At 54.9% G+C, this 24,826-nt stretch carries 24 protein-coding genes; 13 read left to right on the top strand and 11 right to left on the bottom strand.

The features are described from left to right. Window positions 1–2: 2 nt before the first annotated feature. Window positions 3–1,703, top strand: a complete 1,701-nt coding sequence (locus APU11_RS10470) for a lysophospholipid acyltransferase family protein (RefSeq protein WP_038418777.1) — start codon at window positions 3–5, stop codon at window positions 1,701–1,703. 105 nt (window positions 1,704–1,808) lie between these two features. On the opposite strand, the gene tauD is transcribed toward APU11_RS10470, so the two are convergent. The 7 genes from tauD to APU11_RS10435 form a co-directional block, all read right to left on the bottom strand. Further along, window positions 1,809–2,657 (bottom strand): taurine dioxygenase, encoded by an 849-nt coding sequence (tauD, locus tag APU11_RS10465; protein WP_038982868.1) that lies wholly within the window; start codon window positions 2,655–2,657, stop codon window positions 1,809–1,811. Beyond that, window positions 2,654–3,481, bottom strand: coding sequence for a taurine ABC transporter permease TauC (gene tauC, locus APU11_RS10460; RefSeq protein WP_020686348.1), 828 nt, complete (start codon window positions 3,479–3,481; stop codon window positions 2,654–2,656). The genes tauD and tauC overlap by 4 nt, the downstream gene beginning before the upstream one ends. Further along, the gene (gene tauB / locus APU11_RS10455) at window positions 3,478–4,245 is read right to left on the bottom strand and encodes a taurine ABC transporter ATP-binding subunit (RefSeq protein ID WP_058651615.1); all 768 of its coding nucleotides are present in this window, start codon (window positions 4,243–4,245) and stop codon (window positions 3,478–3,480) included. The genes tauC and tauB overlap by 4 nt, the downstream gene beginning before the upstream one ends. A 10-nt stretch (window positions 4,246–4,255) precedes the next feature. After that, complete coding sequence (tauA, locus tag APU11_RS10450) at window positions 4,256–5,218, bottom strand: taurine ABC transporter substrate-binding protein (protein ID WP_058651614.1); 963 nt, start codon at window positions 5,216–5,218, stop codon at window positions 4,256–4,258. A 177-nt stretch (window positions 5,219–5,395) separates the two neighbouring features. Then, window positions 5,396–6,328, bottom strand: coding sequence for a homocysteine S-methyltransferase (mmuM, locus tag APU11_RS10445; RefSeq protein ID WP_058651613.1), 933 nt, complete (start codon window positions 6,326–6,328; stop codon window positions 5,396–5,398). Continuing rightward, complete coding sequence (gene mmuP, locus APU11_RS10440; RefSeq protein ID WP_013095772.1) at window positions 6,315–7,715, bottom strand: S-methylmethionine permease; 1,401 nt, start codon at window positions 7,713–7,715, stop codon at window positions 6,315–6,317. The genes mmuM and mmuP overlap by 14 nt, the downstream gene beginning before the upstream one ends. A gap of 237 nt (window positions 7,716–7,952) precedes the next feature. Next, window positions 7,953–8,861 (bottom strand): LysR substrate-binding domain-containing protein, encoded by a 909-nt coding sequence (locus tag APU11_RS10435; RefSeq protein ID WP_013095771.1) that lies wholly within the window; start codon window positions 8,859–8,861, stop codon window positions 7,953–7,955. Window positions 8,862–8,988: 127 nt separating this feature from the next. On the opposite strand from APU11_RS10435, the gene APU11_RS10430 reads away from it, so the two are divergent. From APU11_RS10430 to APU11_RS10415, 4 genes are all read left to right on the top strand, one after another. After that, the gene (locus APU11_RS10430; protein WP_038982893.1) at window positions 8,989–10,176 is read left to right on the top strand and encodes an MFS transporter; all 1,188 of its coding nucleotides are present in this window, start codon (window positions 8,989–8,991) and stop codon (window positions 10,174–10,176) included. 11 nt (window positions 10,177–10,187) lie between these two features. Further along, window positions 10,188–11,369, top strand: a complete 1,182-nt coding sequence (locus APU11_RS10425) for an amidohydrolase (protein WP_038982895.1) — start codon at window positions 10,188–10,190, stop codon at window positions 11,367–11,369. Window positions 11,370–11,486: 117 nt separating this feature from the next. Continuing rightward, complete coding sequence (locus APU11_RS10420; protein WP_013095768.1) at window positions 11,487–12,596, top strand: AI-2E family transporter; 1,110 nt, start codon at window positions 11,487–11,489, stop codon at window positions 12,594–12,596. Between the two features lie 120 nt (window positions 12,597–12,716). Further along, window positions 12,717–14,501 carry a diguanylate cyclase gene (locus APU11_RS10415; protein ID WP_038982897.1) on the top strand — a complete coding sequence of 595 codons (1,785 nt, stop codon included), beginning with the start codon at window positions 12,717–12,719 and terminating at the stop codon, window positions 14,499–14,501. A 31-nt stretch (window positions 14,502–14,532) separates the two neighbouring features. Here the strand turns inward: APU11_RS10415 and APU11_RS10410 are convergent, their stop codons facing one another. Beyond that, window positions 14,533–15,042, bottom strand: a complete 510-nt coding sequence (locus APU11_RS10410) for a hypothetical protein (RefSeq protein ID WP_013095766.1) — start codon at window positions 15,040–15,042, stop codon at window positions 14,533–14,535. Between the two features lie 16 nt (window positions 15,043–15,058). Beyond that, window positions 15,059–15,958: a LysR family transcriptional regulator gene (locus APU11_RS10405; protein WP_013095765.1), complete on the bottom strand. Its 900-nt coding sequence runs from the start codon at window positions 15,956–15,958 to the stop codon at window positions 15,059–15,061. A 99-nt stretch (window positions 15,959–16,057) separates the two neighbouring features. On the opposite strand from APU11_RS10405, the gene APU11_RS10400 reads away from it, so the two are divergent. The 4 genes from APU11_RS10400 (at window position 16,058) to APU11_RS10385 (ending at window position 20,205) form a co-directional block, all read left to right on the top strand. Next, window positions 16,058–16,852 (top strand): SDR family oxidoreductase, encoded by a 795-nt coding sequence (locus APU11_RS10400; protein ID WP_058651612.1) that lies wholly within the window; start codon window positions 16,058–16,060, stop codon window positions 16,850–16,852. 24 nt (window positions 16,853–16,876) lie between these two features. Next, window positions 16,877–18,091 (top strand): L-dopachrome tautomerase-related protein, encoded by a 1,215-nt coding sequence (locus APU11_RS10395; RefSeq protein ID WP_058651611.1) that lies wholly within the window; start codon window positions 16,877–16,879, stop codon window positions 18,089–18,091. A gap of 218 nt (window positions 18,092–18,309) precedes the next feature. Next, window positions 18,310–18,981, top strand: a complete 672-nt coding sequence (locus tag APU11_RS10390; protein WP_058651610.1) for a hypothetical protein — start codon at window positions 18,310–18,312, stop codon at window positions 18,979–18,981. Between the two features lie 453 nt (window positions 18,982–19,434). Further along, window positions 19,435–20,205, top strand: a complete 771-nt coding sequence (locus APU11_RS10385) for a DUF4225 domain-containing protein (RefSeq protein ID WP_072200404.1) — start codon at window positions 19,435–19,437, stop codon at window positions 20,203–20,205. A gap of 5 nt (window positions 20,206–20,210) precedes the next feature. Here the strand turns inward: APU11_RS10385 and APU11_RS10380 are convergent, their stop codons facing one another. Continuing rightward, the gene (locus APU11_RS10380) at window positions 20,211–20,534 is read right to left on the bottom strand and encodes a hypothetical protein (RefSeq protein ID WP_052682772.1); all 324 of its coding nucleotides are present in this window, start codon (window positions 20,532–20,534) and stop codon (window positions 20,211–20,213) included. Between the two features lie 374 nt (window positions 20,535–20,908). On the opposite strand from APU11_RS10380, the gene APU11_RS10375 reads away from it, so the two are divergent. The 3 genes from APU11_RS10375 to APU11_RS10365 all read left to right on the top strand — a co-directional run bounded on the left by APU11_RS10375 (window position 20,909) and on the right by APU11_RS10365 (window position 22,967). After that, window positions 20,909–21,166 carry a YjhX family toxin gene (locus APU11_RS10375; RefSeq protein ID WP_013095761.1) on the top strand — a complete coding sequence of 86 codons (258 nt, stop codon included), beginning with the start codon at window positions 20,909–20,911 and terminating at the stop codon, window positions 21,164–21,166. 10 nt (window positions 21,167–21,176) lie between these two features. Further along, window positions 21,177–21,923 carry a class I SAM-dependent methyltransferase gene (locus tag APU11_RS10370; RefSeq protein WP_058651608.1) on the top strand — a complete coding sequence of 249 codons (747 nt, stop codon included), beginning with the start codon at window positions 21,177–21,179 and terminating at the stop codon, window positions 21,921–21,923. 234 nt (window positions 21,924–22,157) lie between these two features. Then, a complete protein-coding gene (locus APU11_RS10365) occupies window positions 22,158–22,967 on the top strand; it encodes a DUF4225 domain-containing protein (RefSeq protein WP_058651607.1) in 810 nt (269 codons plus the stop codon). On the opposite strand, the gene APU11_RS10360 is transcribed toward APU11_RS10365, so the two are convergent. After that, on the bottom strand, window positions 22,964–23,278 hold the full coding sequence (locus APU11_RS10360) for a hypothetical protein (protein ID WP_058651606.1): 315 nt from the start codon (window positions 23,276–23,278) through the stop codon (window positions 22,964–22,966). The genes APU11_RS10365 and APU11_RS10360 overlap by 4 nt on opposite strands. A gap of 896 nt (window positions 23,279–24,174) precedes the next feature. Between APU11_RS10360 and APU11_RS10355 the strand changes: the two genes are divergently transcribed. Continuing rightward, window positions 24,175–24,360: a hypothetical protein gene (locus APU11_RS10355; RefSeq protein ID WP_058651605.1), complete on the top strand. Its 186-nt coding sequence runs from the start codon at window positions 24,175–24,177 to the stop codon at window positions 24,358–24,360. The last annotated feature ends 466 nt before the right edge of the window (window positions 24,361–24,826 follow it).

Genomic DNA, 24,826 nt, shown 5'->3' with positions numbered 1-24,826 from the left:
CCATGTTTAGTCTCGATAGCGTTCTCGACGACCTTTGGCCTCAGGCGAGGCCTGCACCCTGGCAAAAAAGTCTGTTAAAAAGACTGTTCTACGAAGAAGAATTCCAGCAATTTGCCGCGACACACCGCCATCTGAAAGGCCTGGATATGGTGGAGCAGGTTCTGGAGCACCTCGATATTCTCTGCACCGTTTCCGCCCGCGATCTCGAACAAATCCCTGAACATGGCCCGCTGGTGATTATTGCCAACCACCCAACAGGAACGCTGGACGGGCTGGCGCTGATGTATGCCGTTTCCCGTGTACGGCGCGATGTGAAAGTCGTCACTAACCGGATGCTGACCCACCTTGAACCGCTTAGCTCACTGTTTATTCCGGTGGACAATATGGGCGGCAGAACGGCAAAAACGTCCCTGATGCAGATGGAACAACATCTGCAAAACGCAGGGGTGCTGATCTTCTTCCCGGCGGGAGAAGTGTCCCGTCCTACGCGCAAAGGGATCCGCGATAAAAAATGGCACCCCGGCTTTATTAAACTCGCCAGTAAGCTGCGCGTACCGCTGCTGCCGGTGCATATTCAGGCACACAACAGCCTGCTCTTTTATGCCAGCACGCTGGTGTCCCCCACCGTATCGATGCTCTTGCTGATGCAGCAGATGTTCCGCCGCCGCCACAGCCAGCTACCGATAAAGATCGGCCAGCAGATAGCCTGGCATCACTGGTATAGCACAACCCTTTCATCGCGTGAGATGGCCGAGCAGTGCCGTCAGCACGTGATACGTCTTGGCAAGGGAGTGCCTGGCGTCTTTAAAACCCAATGCGCCATTGCCCGTCCGGAAGACCGGGCCACGCTGAAGCGCGAACTGGCCCAGGCCGAATGTCTGGGCAAAACCAGCGATGGCAAAACCATTTATCTGTGGCAACGCAACGGACAGGAAGAGGCTCCCCTGCTGCGCGAGCTGGGACGCCTGCGCGAGATCGCGTTTCGCGCCGTGGAGGAAGGGAGCGGTAAACGTCGGGACACCGACAGTTACGACGATGACTATCTGCACCTGATCCTGTGGGATGAAGACGATCTGGAGATCGTCGGCGCCTATCGCTTTATGCCCACTGCCAGACAGGTCGAGCAACGCGGTCTGGAAGGGCTTTATAGCTACAGTCTGTTCCACTACGACGATAAAATGCAGGACGTGCTGGAACACGGTATTGAACTGGGGCGCAGCTTTATTCAACCGCGCTACTGGGGTCGTCGCGGTCTGGACTATCTGTGGTCCGGTATTGGTGCCTATCTGGCACGTTATCCGCACTACCGCTACCTCTTTGGCCCGGTCTCGATTTCCGGTGGCTTACCGCCTGCCGCACGGGATCTGCTGGTGGCGTTTTACCGCCTCTGGTTCCCGGCGACACATCCCTTAGCCGCGTCACGTCAGCCTTATCCGGCCTCCCTGCCAGACGTGCTGGCGCAGTTTGGCGGGGTCGATTACGTGGATGACCTGACGAAGCTGAAATCCCTGCTCGGTAATCTGGGGTGCGGTATTCCACCGCTCTACAAACAGTATTCCGAGCTGTGTGAACCCGGCGGCGTGCAGTTTATCGATTTTGGCAGCGACCCGGCGTTCAACAACTGCATCGACGGGCTGGTGCTGGTGGACTTGTGCTACCTCAAGGCAAACCGCTATCAGCGGTATATTGAGGCGCACCTTTAACTGTGCGGTTATTTGTAGGCCGGGTAAGCGCAGCGCCACCCGGCAAGAACGGTGCACAATTGCCGGGTGGCGGCTACGCCTTACCCGGCCTACGGGTGCGATGGTTCAAGGACGGTAAAACGGCTTATCTCCCAAAATTGTCGCCCGCTGCATAATCCGACGCTGTGGCAGATAATCCGCATTCGCATAGTGCTGCGTCACGCGGTTATCCCAGATCGCCAGATCGTTCTCCTGCCAGCGCCAGCGCACCTGAAACTCCGGTTTGGTGATATGCGCAAACAGGAAACGTAACAGCGCCTCGCTCTCTTTTTCCGTCACGTCCACAATCCGCGTCGTGAATCCCTCATTCACAAACAGCGCCTGCTTGCCGGTTACCGGATGGGTGCGCACGACCGGATGCAGCAGCGGCGGATGTTTCGCAACCGCCTCATGCCAGCGCTGATGCTCCGCTTCTGTTTTGCGGTACTTGTACTCCTGGAATGATTTTTTAAAGTCATGCTCCGCCCGCAGGCCGCTCAGCAGGGTACGGAAGGGTGCGGACAGCGCCTCAAAGGCCGCAATGCCGCTGGCCCACAGCGTATCGCCGCCCGTCTCCGGCAGCAGCTTCGCCGAAAGAATCGCCCCTGCAGGTGGCGTCTCGATAAACGTCACATCCGTGTGCCAGTTGTCGTTGTCCGGCGGATTATCGTTATGCGTGTCGAGCACAATAATCTCCTCCACCCCTTCCGCATGCGGATAAACCGGATGGATATGCAGATCGCCAAAGCGCAGTGCCAGGGCGCGCTGCTGCTGCGGGGTGATTGCCTGTTCGCGCAGGAATACCACCTGATGGCGCAGCACCGCATGATAAAGCTGCTCAAACTGGTTATCGCTCAGCGGACGGGTCACATCCAGGCCCGACACCTGCGCACCAATATATGGCCCCAGCGGGGTAATGGTCAGACGTTCACTCATTGTATTTCTCCATGCCAGGGCGTCAGACGACGCTGCAGCGCGCGCAGCCCCAGTTCTAATCCAAAGGCGATCACGGCGATAACCGCAATCCCGGCCAGTACCACGTCAGTCGCCAGAAACTCCCCCGCCGACTGCACCATAAACCCTAACCCTCGGGTGGCGGCGATCAGCTCTGCCGCCACCAGCGTTGACCAGCCCACGCCAAGGCCGATGCGTAATCCGGTTAAAATCTCCGGCAGTGCGCCCGGTAAAATCACGAACAGCAGTACCTGTGTCCGGCTGGCTCCCAGTGATTGCGCCGCGCGGATCCGCACCTGCTGAGCGCTTTTGACGCCCGCCAGAGCCGACATGGCTACCGGGGCGAAAATCGCCAGATAAATCAGCAGGATTTTTGACGTTTCACCGATGCCGAACCAGATCACCATCAGCGGCAGATAGGCCAGCGGCGGCACCGGACGGTAAAGCTCAATCAGCGGGTCGAGGATGCCGCGCACCGTCGGGCTTAAGCCCATCGCGATCCCGACCGGAATGCCGATTATCACCGCCGCCAGTAGCGCCACCAGAATGCGCGCCAGGCTTGCCCCTAAGTGCTGCCAGAGCGTAGCGTCCATAAAGCCCTGCGGCCCGGCAATGGTGATGAGTTTTGCCAGCACCTGCCCCGGCGGCGGCAGAAACAGCGGGCTGATCCATGCCTGCGCGGCAACCAGCCACCACACCGCCAGCAGCACCAACAGCGTGCCGACACTGAGTGTTATCTGGCGCGAGAAAGGCCAGCGTAAGGCCGGGCGCGCGCGTCGCGTTTTCTCGCTGAAGACGATGCTCATGAGAAGGCCTCCCGTTGTTCAAATACGCGGCTTAAGACGTATTCACGCTGTTCAATAAACCGCGGATCGGATTTGATGCTGCGCACCGGCTCCCCCGCGACATAGCGACGGGCAAACTCAAGCGGCAGCCGCTCCAGCACGCGCCCCGGGCCAGGGGACAGCAGCACCAGCTCGGTCGCCATAAACACCGCCTCTTCGATATCGTGGGTGATCAGCAGCACCTGTTTACCCGTTTCATGCCACAGGCGTAAAAGCAGGGTTTGCATCTGCTCGCGGGTAAAGGCATCCAGCGCCCCGAACGGCTCATCCAGCAGCAAAAGCTGCGGATTGGCCGCCAGCGCGCGGGCAATTCCAACCCGCTGACGCTGGCCGCCGGAAAGCTGCCAGATAAACCGTTTTTCAGCCCCTTCAAGACCGACCTTTTTGAGCATGTCCCGTGCTGTTGCACGCCGTTGCTCGCGGCTTACGCCCGCCAGTTGCAACCCAAACGCCACGTTTTCCTGCACGTTGCGCCAGGGAAGCAGACCTTCGTTCTGAAAGACCACCCCACGCTCAGCGCCCGGGCCCTCCACTTTTTTACCTTCCAGTTGAATGGAGCCATGCTGATATGGCACAAACCCGGCAATCAGATTCAGCAGCGTGGTTTTCCCGCACCCGGACGGGCCAAGCACAACCAGCAGCTCACCGCTGTCCAGCGTCAGGTTGATGTTCTCCAGGGCCGGTTTGCCACCGTAATCAGCAGACAGATTTGTAATATTCAGCATCGCAGCCCCCTTATTTCACAAAGCGATCGGTCACGTACTGGCTATAGTCCGCCGCCACCGCCGGCACTTTGCCCTGCTCTTTCAGGAACGTGGCGGTATCGACAATCGCTTTGTTTACCGGCCCGGTCAGCTGTTGTACCTGCTGGGCAGGCGTGAGATAGGTATTACCTTTCACCAGCCCCGGAACGTCCGCTTGCGGCACGCCGCTCAGACGGGACAGTTTTTCGAGATTGGCAGGCTGCTTCAGCCATGCATCCGGGTTGCTGATATAGGGCTGCTGAGCGTCGAGGGCGCTTTTGGCAAAGGCCTTCACGACCTCAGGATGTTTCTCGGCAAAATCTTTGCGCACCACCCACACGTCGAGCGTTGGCGCGCCCCACTGGCCCACTTTTTCGGAGTCGGTCAGCACGGTGCCGTCTTTTTCCAGCTCATTGACAGCCGGTGCCCAGACGTATGCGCCATCAATATCGCCGCGCTGCCAGGCCGCAATAATCGCCGGTGGCTGCAGATTAATGATTTGCACCTGGCCTGGCTTGATGCCCCAGTGTTTCAGCGCCGCCAGCAGGCTGTAGTGAGTGGTCGAAATGAACGGCACGGCGATGCGCTTGCCGATCAGGTCTTCCGGTTTGGTGATGTTTTTCTTCACCACCAGCGCTTCGGAGTTGCCCAGCTGTGAAGCGAGGAGGAAAACTTCAATCGGCACCTGCTGGCTGGCCGCTACCGCCAGCGGGCTGGAGCCGATGTTACCAATCTGCACGTCGCCGGACGCAAGCGCACGCACCACGGCCGCCCCGCTGTCGAACTTACGCCAGTCGACGTTTGCGCCGCTCTCTTTGGCAAAGGTGTTATCCGCCTGCGCGACTTTCGCAGGCTCTGCGGAGGTTTGATACGCGACGGTGACGTCCACCGCCTGCGCCTGAAATGCCCACAGCGCCAGCGTGCCGAGTAATGTAATTCGCGATGAAATTGCCATCCTGTCTGCTCCCCTTGTTGTTATGAGGGCAGTATTTCCGGCGCGGGAATTTTGATAAAGGAATTAAAACGAATCGCTAATAACGATTCGTTTTTAGAAAAAAAGCGGGAAAGGATAGTTGGTTTTGTGCGGTTGTTTTTTTCCCTCTCCCCGTGGGAGAGGGTCAGGGTGAGGGCATTAGCGCTGAGACGTCAGCTCAGCAATATCTTTCGGCGTGGTGCGACAGCATCCACCGATTAATCTGGCACCGGCCTCCAGCCACTGGGGCAAATATCCCGCCAGCGTCTCGCACGCTTCACCGTGATGGTGCCAGGTTTTGGTCACCGCATCATAATGCTCGCCCGAGTTCGGATAGACCACCAGCGGCAGTGCCGTCAGGCTGTGCAGGTGTTTCAGCGCCGCGGTGGTGTTTTCCAGCGCGATACAGTTGATGCCCAGCGCCACGACCTGCGAATTATCTTTCAGGGCCGCGACAACTTCCCGCAGCGGTGTCCCGTCGCTCAGGTGCTCGCTGTCGCGCAGGGTAAACGAGAACCATGCCCGGGCGCGGGGATACTCAGCCACAAGTGCTGCCAGCGCCTTGATCTCCTCAAAGGAGGGCAGCGTTTCGCAAGCCAGCAGATCCGCCCCCGCATCCAGCAACGCCTCAATGCGCGGACGATGAAACGCGGTAAACTCTTCGGCGCGACGCACATAATCTCCGCGATACTCAGAGCCATCCGCCAGATAGGCGCCATACGGCCCAACGGACCCCGCCACCAGCAGCGTGCCCGCATGCGGATTTTCCGCCAGATACGCTTCACGCGCCTTACGCGCCAGCTCCACGCTTTTGCCGATCAACGCGCGGGACTGTGCCTCATCCAGACCGCGCGCCGCAAAGCCCGCAGGCGTGGCCTGATAGCTGGCGGTGATCGCCACCTGCGCACCCGCGCGGTAGTAGTCGAGGTGGACTTCACGGATAAGCTCCGGGTTTTCCATCAATACTTTGGCAGACCAGAGGTTGTCTGCAAGGTTGCACCCGCGCGCTTCCAGTTCAGTTGCCATTGCTCCATCCAGCACCACAAACGTCTGCTTTTCAAGGAGGGCGGTAAGCGGATTATTCTGCGACATGTTCAGGCTCCTGCGATGTCAGGTTTCGGGTCAGGTAGTAGGCACCATAACACAGGGCGACGAACGGCAGGCCACAATAAAGGGCAATGCGCTGGCTCGGATCAAACCACAGGCCGATACACGCCACCACGCAGAGGATAAACCCGAGCACCGGCACCAGCGGATACCACGGCGCGCGATAGTGCAGAGCAGACAGCGGCTGTCCGGACTGCAGATGACGACGGCGGAAGACAAAGTGCGACGCGCAGATGCTGATCCACACCGCCACCACCGCAAAACCGGAAATGGCCGACAGCGCCACAAACACCGTGTCCGGCGCAACCACGCTTGAGAAGAGCGCCAGCACGCCACCGAGCATGGAAACGGAGAGCGCCGTCAGCGGCACGCCATTTTTATTGACGCGGGCAAAGCAGCGCGGCAGCGTTTTCTCGTTAGAAAGCGACCACAGCATGCGCCCTGAGGCGTACAAGCCGGAGTTTGCCGCCGAGAGGATCGCGGTCAAAATCACAAAGTTAAAGATATCTGCCGCATACGGGATCCCGACTTTTTCAAACACCAGCACAAACGGGCTCTTTTCCACCCCGGCCTGCTGCATCGGGATCAGCGCCGCCAGCACAAACACGGTGCCGATAAAGAAGATGATCAGTCGGGCAATGGTCGCGCGGATCGCCACCGGAATAACCTTATGCGGGTTTTCCGTTTCGCCCGCCGCAATGCCGATAAGCTCGGTGCCGGAGAAGGCAAAGTTCACCGCCACCATGGTCATCAGGATCGGCAGGCCGCCATGCGGGAACCAGCCTTCAGCGGTAATGTTGCTCAGACCCGGCGCAGGCGAACCGTCCTGCATTGGAATAAAGCCAAAGATCGCCGCGCCGCCAAGAATAATAAAGGCGATGATGGTGATAACTTTCACCAGCGAGAACCAGAATTCGCCCTCGGCAAAGAAACGCGTGGAGATAACGTTAAGGCCAAAAATCACCACGCAGAAGACCACGCACCATACCCAGACGGGCACCTGTGGGAACCAGTACTGCATACAGAACCCGGCGGCGGTAAAGCTCGACCCTAGCGCCACCGTCCAGGTGAGCCAGTACAGCCACGCCACGGTATAGCCCGTCGCCGGGCCGAGGTAACGAGCGGCATAGACGTGAAACGCGCCGGTTTCCGGCATCGCCACCGACAGTTCGCCCAGACACTGCATCACCAGCCAGACTACCAGTGCGCCAATGAGATAGGCCAGCAGCGTGCCTGCTGCCCCGGTTGTCGAAATGATATAACCGGTATTAAAGAATAACCCTGTGCCAATCACGCCACCCAGCGAGAGCATAATCAGGTGGCGTGTTTTCATGGTGCGCTTTAGCTGCCCATTTTCTTGTTGTGTTTGCATATTACCTTCTATACGTATGGACATCTAAACATCCAAAGAAGGTGTGTTATACCGCGATTAACATAAAAAAGCTAGACGACCAGACGCAACCGGGCGCGTCGCGCACTGAGTCGGGGATGGGTTGTGAGGATCACATACAGAATCGGACGCCAGGCCATAAGCACCTCCGCAAGCAGATACTTACAGCATGGCGCGGACGGCTGTGATTCTGGCTCAGACAAAAGTCGTATCTGTCCGCTACCAGCTAAACCCTCTGCATGCTTCGCGCAGGCGAATCAAAAACTGACGCGCGTTGGTGGTCATCGCCGACTTTTGCGACCACACCGCGCAATACTGCGCCGACGGCAGTTGGGTGATGGGCAACGCCACCAGCTTGTCATCAAGCTGTAGCGGCTGACACATTGCCCGCGCGACCACCGTCAGATAGTCCGCGTTAAGCACCATATTCAGCCCCGTGATGACGGAATCGGTGCGCAGTGGGGTGATATCCACCTGTCGATAAAAATGGCTGAGCTCATTTTGTAGCTGCTGGTAGTAGCCCATGGATGACTCCGGCAGCAGCCATTTGGCCTGACGCAGCGCCATCAGATCGCGGGCTTCTGCCAGTGGGTGCCCCTTGCGCGCGATGATGCAAAACGGCGAGGTAAACAGCGGTTCGATCATCACCCCTTCCGGCGGCGCCATCGGATCCACCGAGCCGATAGCCATATCTATTTCACCGTTTCGTACGCCAGGCAGGAGCGAGGAGAGCTGCCCCTCCTTCACCGTCAGCAAGACCTGGGGCAGCGTTTTCTTGAATGCCTCGGCCACATCGGGAAAGACGGTCAGCGCAATAAGCGAAGAGAACCCCACCGTCAGACGCCCGTGAGTAAAATGGTTAATCTGCTCCACTTCATCCGCCGCACGCCGCAGCTCTTCAAGCACCCACTCCGCCCGTTGAGAAAACGCCATTCCCGCCTCGGTAAGGGCAATCCCCTCTTTGCTGCGCAATAAAAGTTGGGTGCCTAAAGTTTGCTCAAGCTCACGCAATGTACGGCTCAATCCGGGCTGCGAAACGCCCAGTTCCCGTGCGGCCGAACGGATACTGCCGCTGCGCGCCACCTGACGAAAGGCCTGAAGATGGCCGAGTTTTGGCAGATATTTCATCGCTCACCCTATAACAAAAAAGCATCACCTATAGCAAAATTATATCTTCACTCCTGTCTGGTAAACCCCTAGATTCAGAGTGCACACAACAATTCTCATCACACTCTGACGTCAGGCGGAAAACACAATGAAAAGCCAGTCACAGATGATTTTTTTGCTTTTTATCGGTTATGTCGTGGTCTACATCGATAAAACCGTAATGGGTTTTGCCCTGTTGCCGATCGAAAAAGAGTTCGGGCTTACCACCGCGCAGCTGGGCTATATCACCGGGATCTTCTTTCTCGCCTACTCTCTCTTTCAGGTGCCTGCTGGCTGGCTAAACGACCGAATCGGCTACAAAACCATGCTGATCCTTTCTCTGTGTGCACTGGGGATCTTCGCCCTCTGCTTTGGCGCGCTGGGTATGAGCGTTGGCCTGCTGCTGGTGTTTCGCTTTCTCTCCGGCGTGGGGCATTCCGGCTATCCCTGCTCCTGCGCGAAAGCGGTGGTCAGCAATTTTACGCTGGAAAAACGCACCTTCGCCCAGTCGGTCCTGCTCTCCTCCGCCGGGCTGGCGATGACCGTCGGGCCGATTGTGGCCGTCTCGGCGCTGGAACACCTGGGCTGGCACGCCTCCTTTGTGGCATTAGGGATCGTTGCCTGCGCCATTGCCCTGCTGATCGCCTTGCGCGTGCCGTATCAGAAACCCGCGCCACGCCAGGCCGCACATGGGCAACGCGAGGCGCTGTGGCGTAACCCCACGGTGCTGCTGCTGTTTTTCTCGGTGTTTTGCATCAATATCCCAAGCTATGGCCTCTTGGCCTGGCTGCCTAAATTCTTTGTCCAGAGCATGGGCATGCCGATTGAGGTGTCCGGTTATATCGTGGCGGCTGGCGGCGCGGGGATCTGGCTTTCGTCGTTGTGCACCGGCTGGCTGGTCGGAAAATACTTCCACCACCGCGAGCCACAGGTGATTTTGATCTGCGCACTGGTGAGCGCTGCTGCCATTCTCGGCATCTTCCACACCGCCACGGCGGTGAGTGCCAGCATCCTGCTGTTTGTGGGGGAGATCTTCCTGATGGCCACCTTTGTGACCGCGTTTACCCTGCCAATGAAACGCCTGCCGGAGAACATCATGGGCTCGGCCATCGGGCTGATAAACACCGGGGGGACGCTGGGGGGCTTCGTTTCACCGGTTGTTATTGGCTATCTCGTTGGAAAAAGCCACAGTTATGAAAGCGCATTTATTTTCTTGTCACTGGCAATGGTGTGCGCGGGCGTGGCGATAGTGCCATTGATAAAAAAACCTGCGCCCTCACTGCCGGTGACTGACTGAAGGAGACTGTCATGAAAAGTAGCACTGAAAACCTTATCCGCGACGTTCACGACGAGGTGATCCGCTGGCGCAGGCATATTCATGCCAACCCGGATCTCTCATTTCAGGAAAAGCCGACCGCAGATTTTATCGCCCGTGAACTGGCGAATCTGCCGGCGCTGACGATTAGCCGCCCGCTGGAGAACAGCGTGGTGGCGGTATTACAGGGTGAAAAACCCGGCCCGATGTGGGCACTGCGTGCTGATATCGACGCCCTGCCGCTGCAGGAAGAGAGCGGTGAAGCATTCAGCTCAACCAAACCCGGCGTAATGCACGCCTGCGGTCACGATGCCCACACCGCCATGCTGATGGGCGCGGCGAAAGTGCTTTGCCACCTGCGCAGCCAGCTGTGCGGCAGCATCAAGTTTATCTTCCAGCCTGCCGAAGAAGTGCCGCCGGGCGGCGCGCGCGAACTGGTGGAGAAAGGCGTGGTTGACGATGTCGAGAAGATCTTCGGTCTGCACGTTTTCCCGACCAGTCCTACCGGTAACATTACGCTGAAAGAAGGGGTCTATGTCGCCTCCAGCGATAATTTTGATATCACGATCTTCGGCCGGGGCGGACATGGCTCAATGCCGCAGTTCTGCATCGACCCGGTGGTAATCGGCGCTGAAGTTGTCACCACGCTGCAAAATGTGGTGGCGCGTAATCTCGACCCGATTAACGCCCCGGTGCTGACCATCGCGACCTTCCAGGCCGGTGACAGCTATAACGTGATTCCGGACAGCGCCCGCCTGGCCGGAACGGTGCGTACTCATAATCAGCAGGTGCGCGAGCAGGTACCGCAGTTGGTGCAGCGTATTGTCGAGGGCGTCGTCAGTGCCCACGGCGCGCGCTGTGAGATCCGCTGGCAGCAGGGTTACGCCGTTGGCAACAACCATGCCGACACCAATGCCATCGCCAAAGCGGCGATTGCAGCGCACTTCGAAGAAGGAACGCTGCAGCTTGCCGATCGGGCCCTGTTTGGCAGCGAGGATTTCTCCTCGTATCAGGAGAAAGTCCCGGGAACGTTTCTGTTCATCGGCTGCGGCAACGAGGAAAAAGGCGCGGTCTGGAACGTCCACAATCCACACTTTCGCATCGACGAGGCTGCGCTGGCGGTGGGCGTGAAAACGCACGTTGCGCTGGTGAGCCCGCTGTTTGAGGAGATTTGACCCCTCCCATCCTGACATTGCCCGGCGGCGCGTCGCCTGCGCCCCCGGCGCAATGGTTGGTAAATCCGTCAATCAGTTCTATAGTCGTCACAGTTTCTTAGTAACCAGGACTGACTGATGCGCTTTAACGGACTGACCAAAGGTTTCTTTATCTTTATTCTCGCCCTCGTGACGTGGGCGTTTTTCGACGTGCTATCGCCCTACTTCTCCGCCATTCTGTGGGCCGCCATTCTGACCGTTATCTTTAACCCGGTAAAAAACAAGCTGCGCGCCGCACTGGGGGATCGCAACGGGCTGGCCTCGCTGCTGACCATCGGCATTATCTGCCTGATTGTCTTTATCCCGTTGATGGTGATCTTCTCCTCGCTCGCCATAGAGCTGAACGTGGTGTACACCAAACTGCAGGAGAACAACACCCAGTTCCCGGAGGTGGTGGCGAGCATCTTTAACCATCTGCCGGACTGGGCCAGCGGTTTCCTCGCGGATCACAACCTGACCAACGCCGCGCAGATCCAGAAAAAACTCTCCGATGTCGCCCTGCAGGGCGGGCAGTATCTGGCGGGCAGCGCGTTTCTGATCGGCAAAGGGACGTTCGGCTTTGCCATTAGCTTTGGCATCATGCTGTATCTGCTGTTCTTCCTGTTGAAAGACGGGCCGTTCCTGGTGCGCCAGATCCTCGACTCCCTGCCTCTGTCCGATTTCGCCAAGCAGCACCTGTTCGCCAAGTTTGTCGGCGTCTCGCGGGCGACGGTAAAAGGCACGGCGGTTGTCGCGGTGGTTCAGGGCACGCTCGGCGGGATTGCGTTTGCCATTGCCGGTATCGACGGCAGCATCCTTTGGGGAGCGCTGATGGCCTTCCTCTCCCTGGTGCCTGCGGTGGGGTCGGCGATTGTCTGGGTTCCGGCTGCCATTTTCCTCTTCGCGACGCATCAGATCTGGCAGGGGCTGTTCATTGTCGGCTTCTTCGTGATTATCGTCGGGCTGGTGGACAATATCCTGCGCCCGCTGCTGGTAGGCAAAGACACCAAAATGCCGGACTACCTGATCCTGATCTCAACGCTTGGCGGCATGGAGCTGTACGGCATTAACGGCTTCGTGATTGGCCCGCTGATTGCCGCGCTGTTTATCGCCTGCTGGAACCTCTTCTCCGGTCGCGATCATGCGGGTAACGCCGAAGAGCTGGATGCCGCGTTTATTGAAGAAGGGAAAAATCCTCCAGATTTATAAACCGCTGACGATAACCTTCCCAACAGGCGGCGCTGTGCCGCCTTTTTTTTCGCCTTAAATCAAACGTTTTCTATAATTTGAAAGAACGCCATCCTTCTTTGGTCGTAAAAGGATCACCAGGTGCGAATCGCGACGATAACAAACTGGGCCTACGGTGCCACGGTCTGCCTGACCCTCGCTTCCGGCATCATCATGCTGATGGCGTCCAATGCTGACACCCTTGAGCGTCAGGCCGTTGAACAGCGGCAGAAATTTGATGCGCTCACGGAAGATATCGAAACCGATATCTGGGCGCAGTCTGATTTAGCCCGCCTGTACGTGATTAAAAAAGATCCGCAAATTCTCAGGGAATACAACCAGTCAGAGAACAAGCTGAAGAGTACCGAACTCCGGCTGGAAAAACTGCAGGATGTCGGCGCGTCAGATGATGAGCTGTCCCTGCTGCATGAAGGGATAAAAATCGTCGATGAGCTACAGGACGAACAGCAGGCCGCCCTCACCCACACGGCGCAGGGAGAAGATGCGCAGGCCATCGCCCTGCTCTACGGTGCACCCTATGAGCAGGAGCTGGAACGCGCCCAGAATCAGATCGAACACTTCCGCCAGATACTCGACAAGCGGGTGATCGCTTCCGTTCAGGAGGCAACCAAAAAATCAAAAACGCTGCGGACTGTCTCTGAAATGATGGTTGGCCTGACCGCCCTGCTGTTCCTGTTTGTGCTTGGTTTTATCTTAAAACGGCGCGTGCTGCGCCCGGTGGTACGCCTGAGCGATGTGGTGCATCGCCTGGCGTCGCAGGACTATGCCGTAGAAACACCCAATTTCAACCAGATCGATGAGATTGGCGATATGGCGCAGGCGATTCGTATCTTTCGTGAAAATGGCCTTGCGCGGCAGCGTCTGGAAAAAGAGCGCGACGCCGACTGGGCCATCCGCGAGCTGCTGGCGCGCATGACCCAGCGGCTGCAGGGGTGTGAGAACTTTGCGGACGTGATTAACGTAGCGGAGCTGTTCGCCCCCAATATCGCGCCGGGAATTGCCGGGCGGCTCTATATCCTCGACCGCGATCCGTGGCAGATGCGCTGCGTCGCACAGTGGCTTTCGCCGCCAGGAGAGGATACGCCTTTTCATCCCGATGAGTGCTGGGCGGTCAGACGTGGGCAGAGCCATCCTCCGGTGAATGGCGAGCCGGATATCGCCTGCTACCATCTGCCGGCGTCGCACACGCATACGTCGCTCTGCGTTCCTATGATTGCCCAGGGCGAAGCCATTGGGTTGCTCTCCTTCCAGAACATCACTGCGGAAAATGCCCCTTCCCGCGCCTATCTGGAGCTGATGGCTGAAGCGCTCGGTCTGGCGCTGGCCAACCAACGTCTGCGCGATGCCCTGCTGGAAAAAGCCCTCTTCGATCCGCTCACCGGCTTGCGTAACCGTCATCATCTGGAAGATACCCTGCGCACCCAAATGGCGCAGGCGGTGCGCAATGAAGAGCCGGTAAGCTGCCTGATGATCGACATCGACCACTTCAAAAGCATCAATGACCGCTTTGGTCATGAAGCGGGCGATCAGGTCATCAAAAGCGTGGCCTCCATCGTACAACGCGCCGTACACGACAGCGGGCTGGCATTCCGCTATGGCGGCGAAGAGTTTCTGGTGCTGCTTTCCGGCGTTGATGAAGAGGCGGCGCAGGCGTGCGCCAAAGAGATTTATAACGGCGTGCATGAACTGTCGCTGCGCTATGGGCTTTCAGAGATTGGCCCGGTGGATGTGTCGATTGGCGTCGCCAGCTATCCGCAGCACGCTCAGAGCGATAACCTGCTGCGCGCTGCCGACGTGGCCTTATACCGGGCGAAAGAGCTGGGCCGTTCGCGTATTGTAAGCTTTGGGATGCTGGAGGCGGGCTAACGGTGATTTTCGCGCCCTGAGCTTCACCGATTCAGGCGCGCGTGATCGCCCAGAGCACCACAATCCCCAGCGCATTACTCCGCTTTTCCACGTACAGGGTAGAGTTGGAATAGACGTTACCCTTCGGGTTACAGATGCGGATCTCTTTTTTTAACTCCGGCTCGTAAACTTCTGCCCCCGAGCAGCTGTGGCGGGTACTGGATTCATACCGGTAAGGTTTGCTCCATGAGGAATAGTCTCCCTCCAGTAGCCAGGCCGTTGTAAAAATCACGAACATGGCAACCGGCAGGCTGCAAATGAAGAAGCCGAGGTATAGTTTTATCGCGCCAGCAACACGCTTGCCTTTCAGTCGTCCCTTTCTGATAAAAATAACCATCGGCACCAGCGCCAGCAGCAACGCCCCTCCGGCCAGATACTGCTCCCCGCGGATCGTAAGGTATGTCACGCGATAAACGTTAACTGACCAGACCACAAAACCAGATAGCAGTGCTATACCGCCCACGATGAGTGGGAGCCAAAAGGTATAAGTCTCTTTTTTCATGGTGGACATATCCTTGTCATTTTTGGTTGGTGAGAAGATCAATCATCGCCCGGGTGGCCGCCGACTGGCGTCGATGTGGCGCAAAGAGCACGGAGAACGGCCGCGACCGTCCACGCAGGTGTGGCAGCACCTCAACTAACTGACCGCGCTGTATCCTGTCGCGGACGATAAATTCATAGCTCTGGCAGATCCCCATCCCCTGCTCCGCCAGCGAAACCACGCCGAGTACATCTTCTGAGATTTCGATAGTTGAACCCGGCAGCCAGTCAATATCACGTTCCTCATCACGAAACACCCAGGGGGCAATGCGCCCGGTACGCGGCATGATAAAGGGCAGGCAGGTGTGACGATGCAACTCCTCCAGCGTCTGCGGGCTCCCCATGCGGTGCAGGTAATCAGGCGATGCGACCAGCAGCAGCGCCGCGTCCTCCAGCTTGCGCGCAACTAACCCACTGTCGGGCAACTGCCCCAGGCGAATCGCCAGATCGAATCCCTCCGCAATCAAATCAACGTTGCGATTGGTGATGTTCAGCTCCACCTGAACGCGTGGGTAGTGTTGGGCAAAGCGCGCCAGCAGCGGCGGCAGACGGTAGTGCCCGTAGGTGGTTGGAACGCTCATTCGCACGCGACCGGTCAGATCGCCTTCCTGGCCCCGCCCCTCGCGTTCGGCGTCATCAAGCAGTGCAAACGCAGACCTCGCCTGTTCCAGATAAACGCGTCCGGCCTCCGTCAGCCCCACGCGGCGGGTCGTTCGCTGTAATAACTGCCGTCCAAGACGCGCTTCCAGGCGGGAAACCGCGCGACTCAGGACAGAGGGTGTGGTGGAAAGGACAACCGCTGCGGCAGTAAAAGAGCCGTGTTCAACGACAGTAATGAAGACTTCAACGTCTCCGAGATAATCGAATTTGCGGCTCATTTTGCTCTTTCAGGAACAAATGTTTTTCAATCTGGCTAATTTATCCCCTCCGGAGTGATGAGTAAAGTGAGCTGCATTCATCATCAGAGGGTAAACACTATGGATCTTCAACTCACCGGTAAGACCGCGCTGGTTACGGGCGCAACCGCAGGCATTGGTTTGGCCATCGCCCGCACGCTCGCTCAAGAAGGGGTTGCCGTCACCCTTACCGGACGCGACCCGGCAAAGCTGCAAAAAGCCGCGGCCACCATCACCGACGCGACGCCTGACGCACAGGTCTCCACCGTTGTCGTTGACCTCGGTACCATGAATGGAGCAGAAGCCCTGTTCGCCGCCTGCCCTGATACCGATATTCTGATTAATAACCTAGGGTTCTACGAAGCCAAAGCCTTCGCGGATATTAACGATGAAGACTGGCTGCGCATGTTCAACACCAATGTGATGTCCGGCGTCCGCCTCTCACGCCACTACTTCCCGCGCATGCTGGAGCGGAACTGGGGACGGGTAATTTTTATATCCAGCGAAGTGGGCGCCTTTACGCCGCCAGACATGGTGCATTACGGCGTCAGCAAATCAGCGCAGCTTGCTGTTTCGCGCGGTATGGCCGAACTGACCCGGGGAACCGGCGTGACGGTTAACAGCGTGCTGCCGTCGGCGACGCGCTCGGACGGCATTATTGAGTACCTTCGCCAGACCGCGTCTGCCCCGGATATGACCGATCGGGAGATCGAAGCGCATTTCTTCCAGACCTACCGCCCCAGCTCGTTGATAGCCAGAATGATTGAGGCAGACGAGATCGCGGCGATGGTCGCTCTGTTAGCCAGCCCACTGGGCGCGGCATCCAACGGGGCGGCTGTACGCGTCGAGGGCGGCACGTTCCGTTCCATCCTTTAATGCTGAACTCACCGGAGCCTTTTCATGTTCATTCGCACCCGTAGTCTGTCCGCCATTGCGCTGGCGGCGCTGATCGCTTTCCCGAGTCTCGCCAGTGCGGCGACGCTCCAGCCCCTTGAACGCTGGCGCAGCTATGCTGGCGTGAGCTGGGATACCTCTCAGAATGGGCAAACGCCGACGCGGTTTTCCGGCTCGGTTAACGCGCCCATTGCCGGTATCCATTTTGATGCAAAGGGCCGGGCCTTTGTCAGTACGCCCCGGCTGGTTTCTGCCGCCGCCCCCGCCACGCTGAGCATTCTGGATACGACTGTTCAGTCCGGCCCTGCCCGCCTGACGGCGTTTCCGTCACGCGAGGGGAACGCGGTAAACACCGATCCCGCGCAGAACCTGCGCAACGTGCTTGGCTTTTATATTGATCGTCAAAATGGCTGGCTATGGGCGCTGGACATGGGGTTTGTCGCAGGCGAAACGGAGTCGCCCGTGGGCTCGCAGAAACTGGTCGTACTGGATCTCAACACGGGCCGCCCCCTTAAACGTATCGCACTGGATGGCGTGGCGGACCGCAAAGCCAGCTTCCTGAACGATGTGGTTGTCGATGAGAAACGCCGTGTCGCCTATATCTCCGATAGCGGCTCGCGGAGCGCACCGGAAAACCGCGTGGGCCTTATCGTCGTAGATTTCACCACCGGCACGGCGCGACGCGTGCTCGACCGTCACCCTGCGCTACAGATTGAGCCAGGCGTCAACGTGGTTTCACACGGTGCGGAGGTCTGGCCGGGTAAACCCTTATTAATTGGCATCAACGGTATTGCGCTCTCCCCGGATGCGGGCACGCTGTACTGGACGGTCACAACGGGAACCCATGCCTGGGCAGTGCCCACGGCATTGCTGAGACAGGCAGGATCAACCGATGCGCAGATTGCCACCAGTATCCAGGATCTCGGCGTGGTGGGCGGTAACACCGACGGTCTTGTAACCGATGCAAAGGGCAACCTCTATATCACGGATGTCACCCGCAACGGAATTGTCCGGTTTGATCCGAAGCACCGCGCTATGTCGCTTATCGCCGCCAGCGAAGACGTTTACTGGCCAGACACACCGGCAATCCGTCCGGACGGAGATTTGATCTTTACCTCGAGTCGCCTCAATGACCACTTCGCGGGGGCCGTTAAACCCGGAGAGGAACGCTATGATTTGTGGCGTTTGCCTCTCGGTGCGTCACATAATACGGGCGAATAATAAAATACCCGTGGCTGGATAATCGCGAACGATTATTGATGCGGGTCAAAGGAATGTGGCTGATTGACTAAAGAACAGGGTCAGGGAGTCGATATTTATCTGGGTAGTTGTCAGCCTGTGTCTGCAGGCTGACAACTCTGCCGGGCAAGATAAACGGCCCTTTTCGGCTCAGGAACATCCACGCAGCCACCTAAATAAAATTATCTCATGGAGAGAAAATGAAAGTTCGTCTTCTAGCGATTGTATCTGCATCCTTAATTCTTGCGGGCTGTGCTGGCTCGGTAAAACCCGACACCGTGAAAGCGGCAAATGGCAGCGCAATTGAAATTTATAGCGTATCAGCACTGCCGGAACTGAATGACAACCGTATCGCCGACAACACGCTGCGCGAAGTGACCCCGACGCATGCCGCAGCCGGTATGGGGCTTGCCGTTCTCGGCGCGTTAACCGGTAACATTAACTCCGGTGACTTTGATAAAGAGAACTATAAAGGGACAGCGATCGAAACCCTGCAAAACCCGACGAACAGCTGGTTTGTTCCTAAAGCGAAACAAAATATCAGCAAGTGGCTGAACGAAAAAGGCAATGGCCACGTTTACAAGCAGCCGCTCTATATTGGTAAAGCAACCTGGGCGCTGATCTATAAAGACGCCACCGCGACCACGCCTCTCTATCAGCTGAAATACAAAGTCCTCTTCTATAAGCGCCCGGAAAGCGGAAATATGTTCTCTGCATTTACGGTAGCGGAATGCGCCCCTACGCCAGTTGAAGCGCCACTGAGCGACTGGAGTGCAAATCATTACCAAAAAGTGACCAGCCAAACTGAAAGCTACATGAAAAGCTGCCTGCTTGAGCTGGACAACCAGCTGCCGCGTTTGCTGAAGCTGTAATGTGATGTGCAGTACGGCCCGCTTCGTGCGGGCTTGTGGGTTCAAAGTAGGTAACTCAGTGATAAACTCGCCCACTAATCTACTTTTGAACTCACCGTACCGTCCAGCCTGTTTTTTTAGCTATCAAACAAACTCATCACCTCTTTGGCTGATGCTTATATTACTCAGGCATGGATTACCTTTATGAACAATTTAAAAGTGCCTTGGGTTTTATTACCGCTCTCGTTAATAACAGTACGATTCTGTTATCACTTGCAATGACTGCCATATTCTATGCTTCCCTCCATATTAGTGGTGTGCATAACAGCAAAATATACTAAAGGGGATCCTTTACAGGTATCTGTCGAACCCGAAAGGTATGTGCTACCGTATATTCTCAGCTGAATGACGATTCGAGGGAAGGAATTGGATATATATACAGGTAGCAATCGCTTTTCTGGCTATTTTTTAACAATGGCCTCATTAGAAGTGAATCAACTAATGAATACAGCTCTTGCTGTATCAGGTTTTCACATAAAAGATGCTCTGACACGCATACGTTTTCAGGATAACGTGCGGGCATTTGGGAAATATCAACTGGCAACCATCAGGAATAGCGCGACCGAGCAGGAGTGTCAGTTGTGTATCCAGAACATTCGCGCGGAGAATAATAATCTAAAGATTCAGGACAGAATGCTCAGGACAGGGGAGTCTGTTCTCACGGCATCTGTCCGGATCTATGAAGAGAATGGTAAGTACTTCGGATATGTCATCGATTTTGTCGGTGTGGTCATTTCCGGTTTGCAGATTGCCGGAGGTATTGGCGTTATTGCTTCATCCGTTCCAGTCGGAAATATGATTGGGATTATAGCCGGTGCAACGCTGGTACTGAATGGTGTATCTTCGGCAGCAGAAAGTGTCCAGAAGTTGGCGGGAAAAGCCTCTCCAGTCAATTTTATGCGTGATGGGTTTGAAGGTTCGGCCGAATTCCTGGGATTTGATCGCAAAGTAGGTTTACTTGCTTATCAGATGGTAGATCTCAGTACGTCCTATTATGGAATGTTCAAACTTACCCTGAAGCCAGATGCCTGGCGTCTGTATCGGTATTTAGCCCCAGACTTCATGAGACAGGTAAACACTATGAGCCGAACTGCCCTGGCGATTAAAGGTATCGGGGCAACGTTGAAGGGAGCAAAAATAGGGCATACGCTTTATCAGTTGCAGCGTGACGAAAAAATTCAGTGAGCCACTTATCGGCCTTTCATAATTTTATGCGCTTTCCATGAAAGGCCAAGAGGTATCAGATACCAAACAGCAATTACGCCAAAAACTGCAACAGGTAAGTAATATAACAGTAGAGAGGGCGTATAGAAGACAGGCAGGAAAATCAGAGGTGCCAGGATTAGAATCAGACAAATAACCCCGCCATAAAATCGCTTGCTCAGATCATCCACTAATGTCGAAAGCGTTTCGCTGGCATTTTCATCCCTGCTCAAGACTTCTTTCAGACGAGATAACTGCTTATGTGAGAAACCATTGTTCAGCAGGTCTTTTTCTGTCAGTTCACTGGCCACATGCTCGCCTTTCTTCATGATTGCTATACGTATACAAGAATACCCTTAAGCTTAGCTTTTTTAAACAGTAACTTGGCCCTGTCATTTCCAGTCTCGTCATTCCTGCCGGGAATACAACATTCTGGCGCCGCCCCCTACCCTTCTGGATCACACTTTTTATCCCTGGCTATTCACTTACCAAAAAGCGGTGTTATCATTCGCCTCGTAAATACCTTTCAACTCTACCCGAGGCTTTGATGCTGGAGAATGTAATCATCTGATAATCAGCACCCCGACCTTTCAGGCCGGACTGATTATCAATGCGCTGAAATCGAATGCGGACACCGCTGTGTGTTTGCACGTTTTGCACATGATGATTAAACAGGTTTTCCAGTATGAATTTATCCCGTCAGGAACAACGTACCTTACACGTTCTCGCTAAAGGTGGACGTATTGTGCACGTCCGCGATGCATCTGGCCGCGTCACTTCTGTTGAATGCTACAGCCGGGAAGGGCTTCTGCTCACCGACTGCACACTCGCCGTCTTTAAAAAACTCAAAACCAAAAAGCTGATCAAATCCGTCAACGGTCAACCCTACCGCATCAATACCACCGGGCTGAACAACGTTCGCGCCCAGCCTGATAACCGATAAGGAGAGGATTATGGATATCCCACGTATTTTTACTATCAGCGAAAGTGAACACCGCATTCACAATCCCTTCACGCCAGAGAAGTACGCCACGCTGGGCCGCGTGTTACGCATGAAGCAAGGCGCGCGCATTCTCGATCTCGGCAGCGGCTCAGGAGAGATGCTGTGTACCTGGGCACGTGACTACGGCATTACCGGGACCGGCATCGACATGAGCCCACTCTTCACCGCTCAGGCAAAGCTGCGCGCAGAAGAGCTTGGCGTCAGTGAACGCGTTCATTTTATTCATAACGACGCGGCGGGCTATGTCGCGGATGAAAAATGCGACGTGGCGGCCTGCGTAGGGGCCACCTGGATTGCGGGCGGCGTCGCCGGGACGATCGAACTGCTGGCAAAGAGCCTTAATCCAGGCGGACTGGTGCTTATCGGCGAACCGTACTGGCGTCAGCTGCCTGCAACGGAAGAGATTGCCCAGGCCTGTGGCGTTTCATCGGTGGCCGATTTCCTCACCCTGCCCGACCTTGTCGCCTCTTTCGATGAACAGGGCTATGACCTGGTCGAAATGGTACTGGCAGACCAGGAAGGCTGGGATCGGTATGAAGCCGCTAAATGGCTGACCATGCGCCGCTGGCTGGAGGAGAACCCTGACGATGACTTTGCGCATGAGGTTCGGGCAGAGCTGACGAATGCGCCTAAACGCCATGTGACGTATACGCGGGAATACTTTGGCTGGGGCGTGTTTGCCTTAATCGCACGATAAAAAGGAGCAAGCGATATAACCCAGAGGTTATATCGCCTTTTTGCAGAGTGCGCACAATATTATGCCTGTCGTATTTAATTATCGTTAATTGTTCCCTTTATTCGTCATCGTAATTACGGGTGGTTATTCTTTTACTGGCGTGAGATGAATACCAGGGGATCGTCTATTGAGAAAAACCGATGAGGCGAATATATTGCCCGTAAAACAGCCAGGCATATTAATGAAGGAAGCATGATGGATATTGCGCTGCTTAACAGGGGATGGAACAGAACATGGTCAGATACCATGGTGAATCTTGAAGACCGGAAACTCATCGAAACTGCAAATCGACTGTCAGCTTACTATTTACAAGATGGTCTAACACGTATCAAGTTTGTTGAGGAAATAAAACAGGTCGTAGAAAAAGAGTTCGCGACAGCACGGCGGGCGAAAACCGATGAAGAATGCATTGAATGCCTCAAAAATCTACGTGCTGAAAAAGAGAACCTTCTTGAGCAAGAGCGCTTGTTAAGGACCAGATCCGCTCAGCTTTATGCGAAGGTCGAGTTTGTCAGGGAAAATAACAAGATAGTCGGATATGTGATTTCGGCTGTGAATGTGGTGCTTTCAGGAATGGTTTTCTTTGGTGGCTTTATGATGTTATCCACTATGGGGCCAATTGGTATGCTGGCTGGGGCAGTCCTGATTGCCGATGGTATGAACGGATTAACGAAAGAAGTACTCAACTTTGATCAGCCAGCAGGACATAAACCCTCGCAAGGTATCATTGCTGACTCCGCGATGCATACCGCCCAATTTATGGGATTTAATCCTAACACGGGTCTGGCTCTCTATAATGGTGTTACTCTTGGAGCCAGTGTGTACAGCATTGTAGGACTCGCTCGAAAAACTGGAGCCTGGAGATTATTCCGCTGGCTTCAACACGATTACTATCGCAAAGTCAGCACAATGAGCACTCCTACGCTAACAATGAAGATTGTCGGTTATGGTGTTAAAGCAAAAGTGATTTTCGACCTGGTGACAACAGAAAATGGAACCAGTTAATCCTTGATAGCTTTTCGGTAACGCCAGGATTTATAGGAAATTACCGGCGGCTGCGCAAAGGACATAATGGCAACCCCAAAGATCATCGCCAGCCCCCATGCAATTACTCTATCAGGTGAGCTGAAGACAATAAGTAATAACAGGATAAAGATACAAACAGCCACCACTCCCGCCAAGGTAACAAATCGTCTGGCGAGGTCATTTATGGCCTCTCCAAGCGTTCCCCCATATTTTTCAATATTGCTTTTTATCTTCTGCAATTCGGGCTGCGTAAACCCTGAACGTAACAAAGCTTCATCAGTCACTTTCATATCGTCTCGTCCCTTAGCTCCCAGAAGTGTTTTCTCAACCGCTGATGGTGAAAATAATCATACTGATGAACTTTACAGCAATCCACATGATGTTGGTGCAATGTATCAGATTTCAGACAATAGAAGCCATAACGGCCCGTTAGTGGTACAAGCAGCAAGCGGAGCGTAGCGACTGCATCAGTGTTCAGAAGGATCACACCTTATCAGGGTGCTCGTATACCTTTCGGAGCGTGAGCGAAGCGCTGGCAGAGCCTGCGTATCGTGTGCAGGTACGTTTCACTATTCACCTGTTTACGTGGCTCACAGGCCACGCATCGGGCTTAAATGCATATGAGCAATCTGTTTCGGGATGGTTTAGAGACGTTGGTAGCGTCATCAGCTTCGAGTTGATAGCGGTTCGTGGGGAGTGTTCACACTTTGTACCTGTTAGAGCTTTACAACTACAGGCCTACAGGCCGCTACGTGCTAACATCCCTGAATAGCTACTGTTAACTATAGCGGCAACTGTTGGTAAAAGAATCCTTAAAAAAGATTGTACCTTGAGAACGAAAATCGACTTAAGACATTGTTTTTAAATGATTTTATTGTACGCGCGATAATAGAAACAAACGTAATATAATATCCTATTGAATTATATACATTTTATCATGTTTTATTTTTATTGATACCCCAAAAGTACCCCCGTGAAATTTTCTGTTCTACCATTAGTTAACAAAAAGCTTTGCCGTGAGAATCATACGCTCACGAAGTAATTATTTGGCCGAAATTCTAAGTTACAGAAGACGCCATCTGTATTTTGAAAAGGCGAATAGATTCGCGCGCAGGTAACTTGCATGACAATATCAGTCTCTCGTTTTACTATGAATTTCTCATATGGTTATAAGATAAGGAATACTATGCGTCACCCGATCCCTGCGCAGCTTGCTGCTTCTGAAACACTAGAATTTAGTCAAAAAATTGTTCCTAACATTCATCCCGTATTACTTTACAGTACCCCTTTACCGGAAGCGGAAGAAATGGTCTGCTTCGTCAATGTCGAACAGGCTATCGCGAAGAGTGGCGGCAGGGCAATTTACGGCTAGGCTATCTGGCAAGTACCAAGAGTTTATATTGAAGCTGAGTATCACTGTGTTTGGGAGAATGATGCTGGAGAAATGCTTGATGTGACCCAACCCTTTTAGTATGGCTAACATTCTCTTTCTTACGGATAGCACAAAGATTTACAAAGGCCAGCAGATAGATAATATCCGTCAGGCTCTGGTGAATGATCCTGATGTGACAAGATGGTTGTACCTGGCCAGAAAACGTTTTTGAAATCTTAAATACAGGTAATCTGGCGAATCAACATGGACATGTTGAACTATCTCCAAAATTATCTAAATAATACTGCAAAGTCATGGAACAAATCGAAAGGCTGGGTTCTCGACTAAAACGTAGGTATCCATAACGAGAGTACTTGTAATATCAATCGTCATTCGATATGCTGAAAAACCTCATTAAACCGGATTGCCTCCAAAATATTTTTGAGGTAATTCTGCGGCGAAGTGA

The organism is Enterobacter sp. 50793107, assembly GCF_001463365.1.
Classification (GTDB): domain Bacteria; phylum Pseudomonadota; class Gammaproteobacteria; order Enterobacterales; family Enterobacteriaceae; genus Enterobacter; species Enterobacter cloacae.
This window is presented reverse-complemented; position numbering and strand designations above follow the sequence as displayed.

What these genes read in the sequence shown, in the direction of transcription:
- APU11_RS10470 (WP_038418777.1), top strand. Translation starts at nt 3, where the DNA reads ATGTTTAGTCTCGATAGCGTTCTCGACGACCTTTGGCCTCAGGCGAGG.
- tauD (WP_038982868.1), bottom strand. Translation starts at nt 2,657, where the DNA reads ATGAGTGAACGTCTGACCATTACCCCGCTGGGGCCATATATTGGTGCG.
- tauC (WP_020686348.1), bottom strand. Translation starts at nt 3,481, where the DNA reads ATGAGCATCGTCTTCAGCGAGAAAACGCGACGCGCGCGCCCGGCCTTA.
- tauB (WP_058651615.1), bottom strand. Translation starts at nt 4,245, where the DNA reads ATGCTGAATATTACAAATCTGTCTGCTGATTACGGTGGCAAACCGGCC.
- tauA (WP_058651614.1), bottom strand. Translation starts at nt 5,218, where the DNA reads ATGGCAATTTCATCGCGAATTACATTACTCGGCACGCTGGCGCTGTGG.
- mmuM (WP_058651613.1), bottom strand. Translation starts at nt 6,328, where the DNA reads ATGTCGCAGAATAATCCGCTTACCGCCCTCCTTGAAAAGCAGACGTTT.
- mmuP (WP_013095772.1), bottom strand. Translation starts at nt 7,715, where the DNA reads ATGCAAACACAACAAGAAAATGGGCAGCTAAAGCGCACCATGAAAACA.
- APU11_RS10435 (WP_013095771.1), bottom strand. Translation starts at nt 8,861, where the DNA reads ATGAAATATCTGCCAAAACTCGGCCATCTTCAGGCCTTTCGTCAGGTG.
- APU11_RS10430 (WP_038982893.1), top strand. Translation starts at nt 8,989, where the DNA reads ATGAAAAGCCAGTCACAGATGATTTTTTTGCTTTTTATCGGTTATGTC.
- APU11_RS10425 (WP_038982895.1), top strand. Translation starts at nt 10,188, where the DNA reads ATGAAAAGTAGCACTGAAAACCTTATCCGCGACGTTCACGACGAGGTG.
- APU11_RS10420 (WP_013095768.1), top strand. Translation starts at nt 11,487, where the DNA reads ATGCGCTTTAACGGACTGACCAAAGGTTTCTTTATCTTTATTCTCGCC.
- APU11_RS10410 (WP_013095766.1), bottom strand. Translation starts at nt 15,042, where the DNA reads ATGAAAAAAGAGACTTATACCTTTTGGCTCCCACTCATCGTGGGCGGT.
- APU11_RS10405 (WP_013095765.1), bottom strand. Translation starts at nt 15,958, where the DNA reads ATGAGCCGCAAATTCGATTATCTCGGAGACGTTGAAGTCTTCATTACT.
- APU11_RS10400 (WP_058651612.1), top strand. Translation starts at nt 16,058, where the DNA reads ATGGATCTTCAACTCACCGGTAAGACCGCGCTGGTTACGGGCGCAACC.
- APU11_RS10395 (WP_058651611.1), top strand. Translation starts at nt 16,877, where the DNA reads ATGTTCATTCGCACCCGTAGTCTGTCCGCCATTGCGCTGGCGGCGCTG.
- APU11_RS10390 (WP_058651610.1), top strand. Translation starts at nt 18,310, where the DNA reads ATGAAAGTTCGTCTTCTAGCGATTGTATCTGCATCCTTAATTCTTGCG.
- APU11_RS10385 (WP_072200404.1), top strand. Translation starts at nt 19,435, where the DNA reads ATGGCCTCATTAGAAGTGAATCAACTAATGAATACAGCTCTTGCTGTA.
- APU11_RS10375 (WP_013095761.1), top strand. Translation starts at nt 20,909, where the DNA reads ATGAATTTATCCCGTCAGGAACAACGTACCTTACACGTTCTCGCTAAA.
- APU11_RS10370 (WP_058651608.1), top strand. Translation starts at nt 21,177, where the DNA reads ATGGATATCCCACGTATTTTTACTATCAGCGAAAGTGAACACCGCATT.
- APU11_RS10365 (WP_058651607.1), top strand. Translation starts at nt 22,158, where the DNA reads ATGGATATTGCGCTGCTTAACAGGGGATGGAACAGAACATGGTCAGAT.
- APU11_RS10360 (WP_058651606.1), bottom strand. Translation starts at nt 23,278, where the DNA reads ATGAAAGTGACTGATGAAGCTTTGTTACGTTCAGGGTTTACGCAGCCC.
- APU11_RS10355 (WP_058651605.1), top strand. Translation starts at nt 24,175, where the DNA reads ATGCGTCACCCGATCCCTGCGCAGCTTGCTGCTTCTGAAACACTAGAA.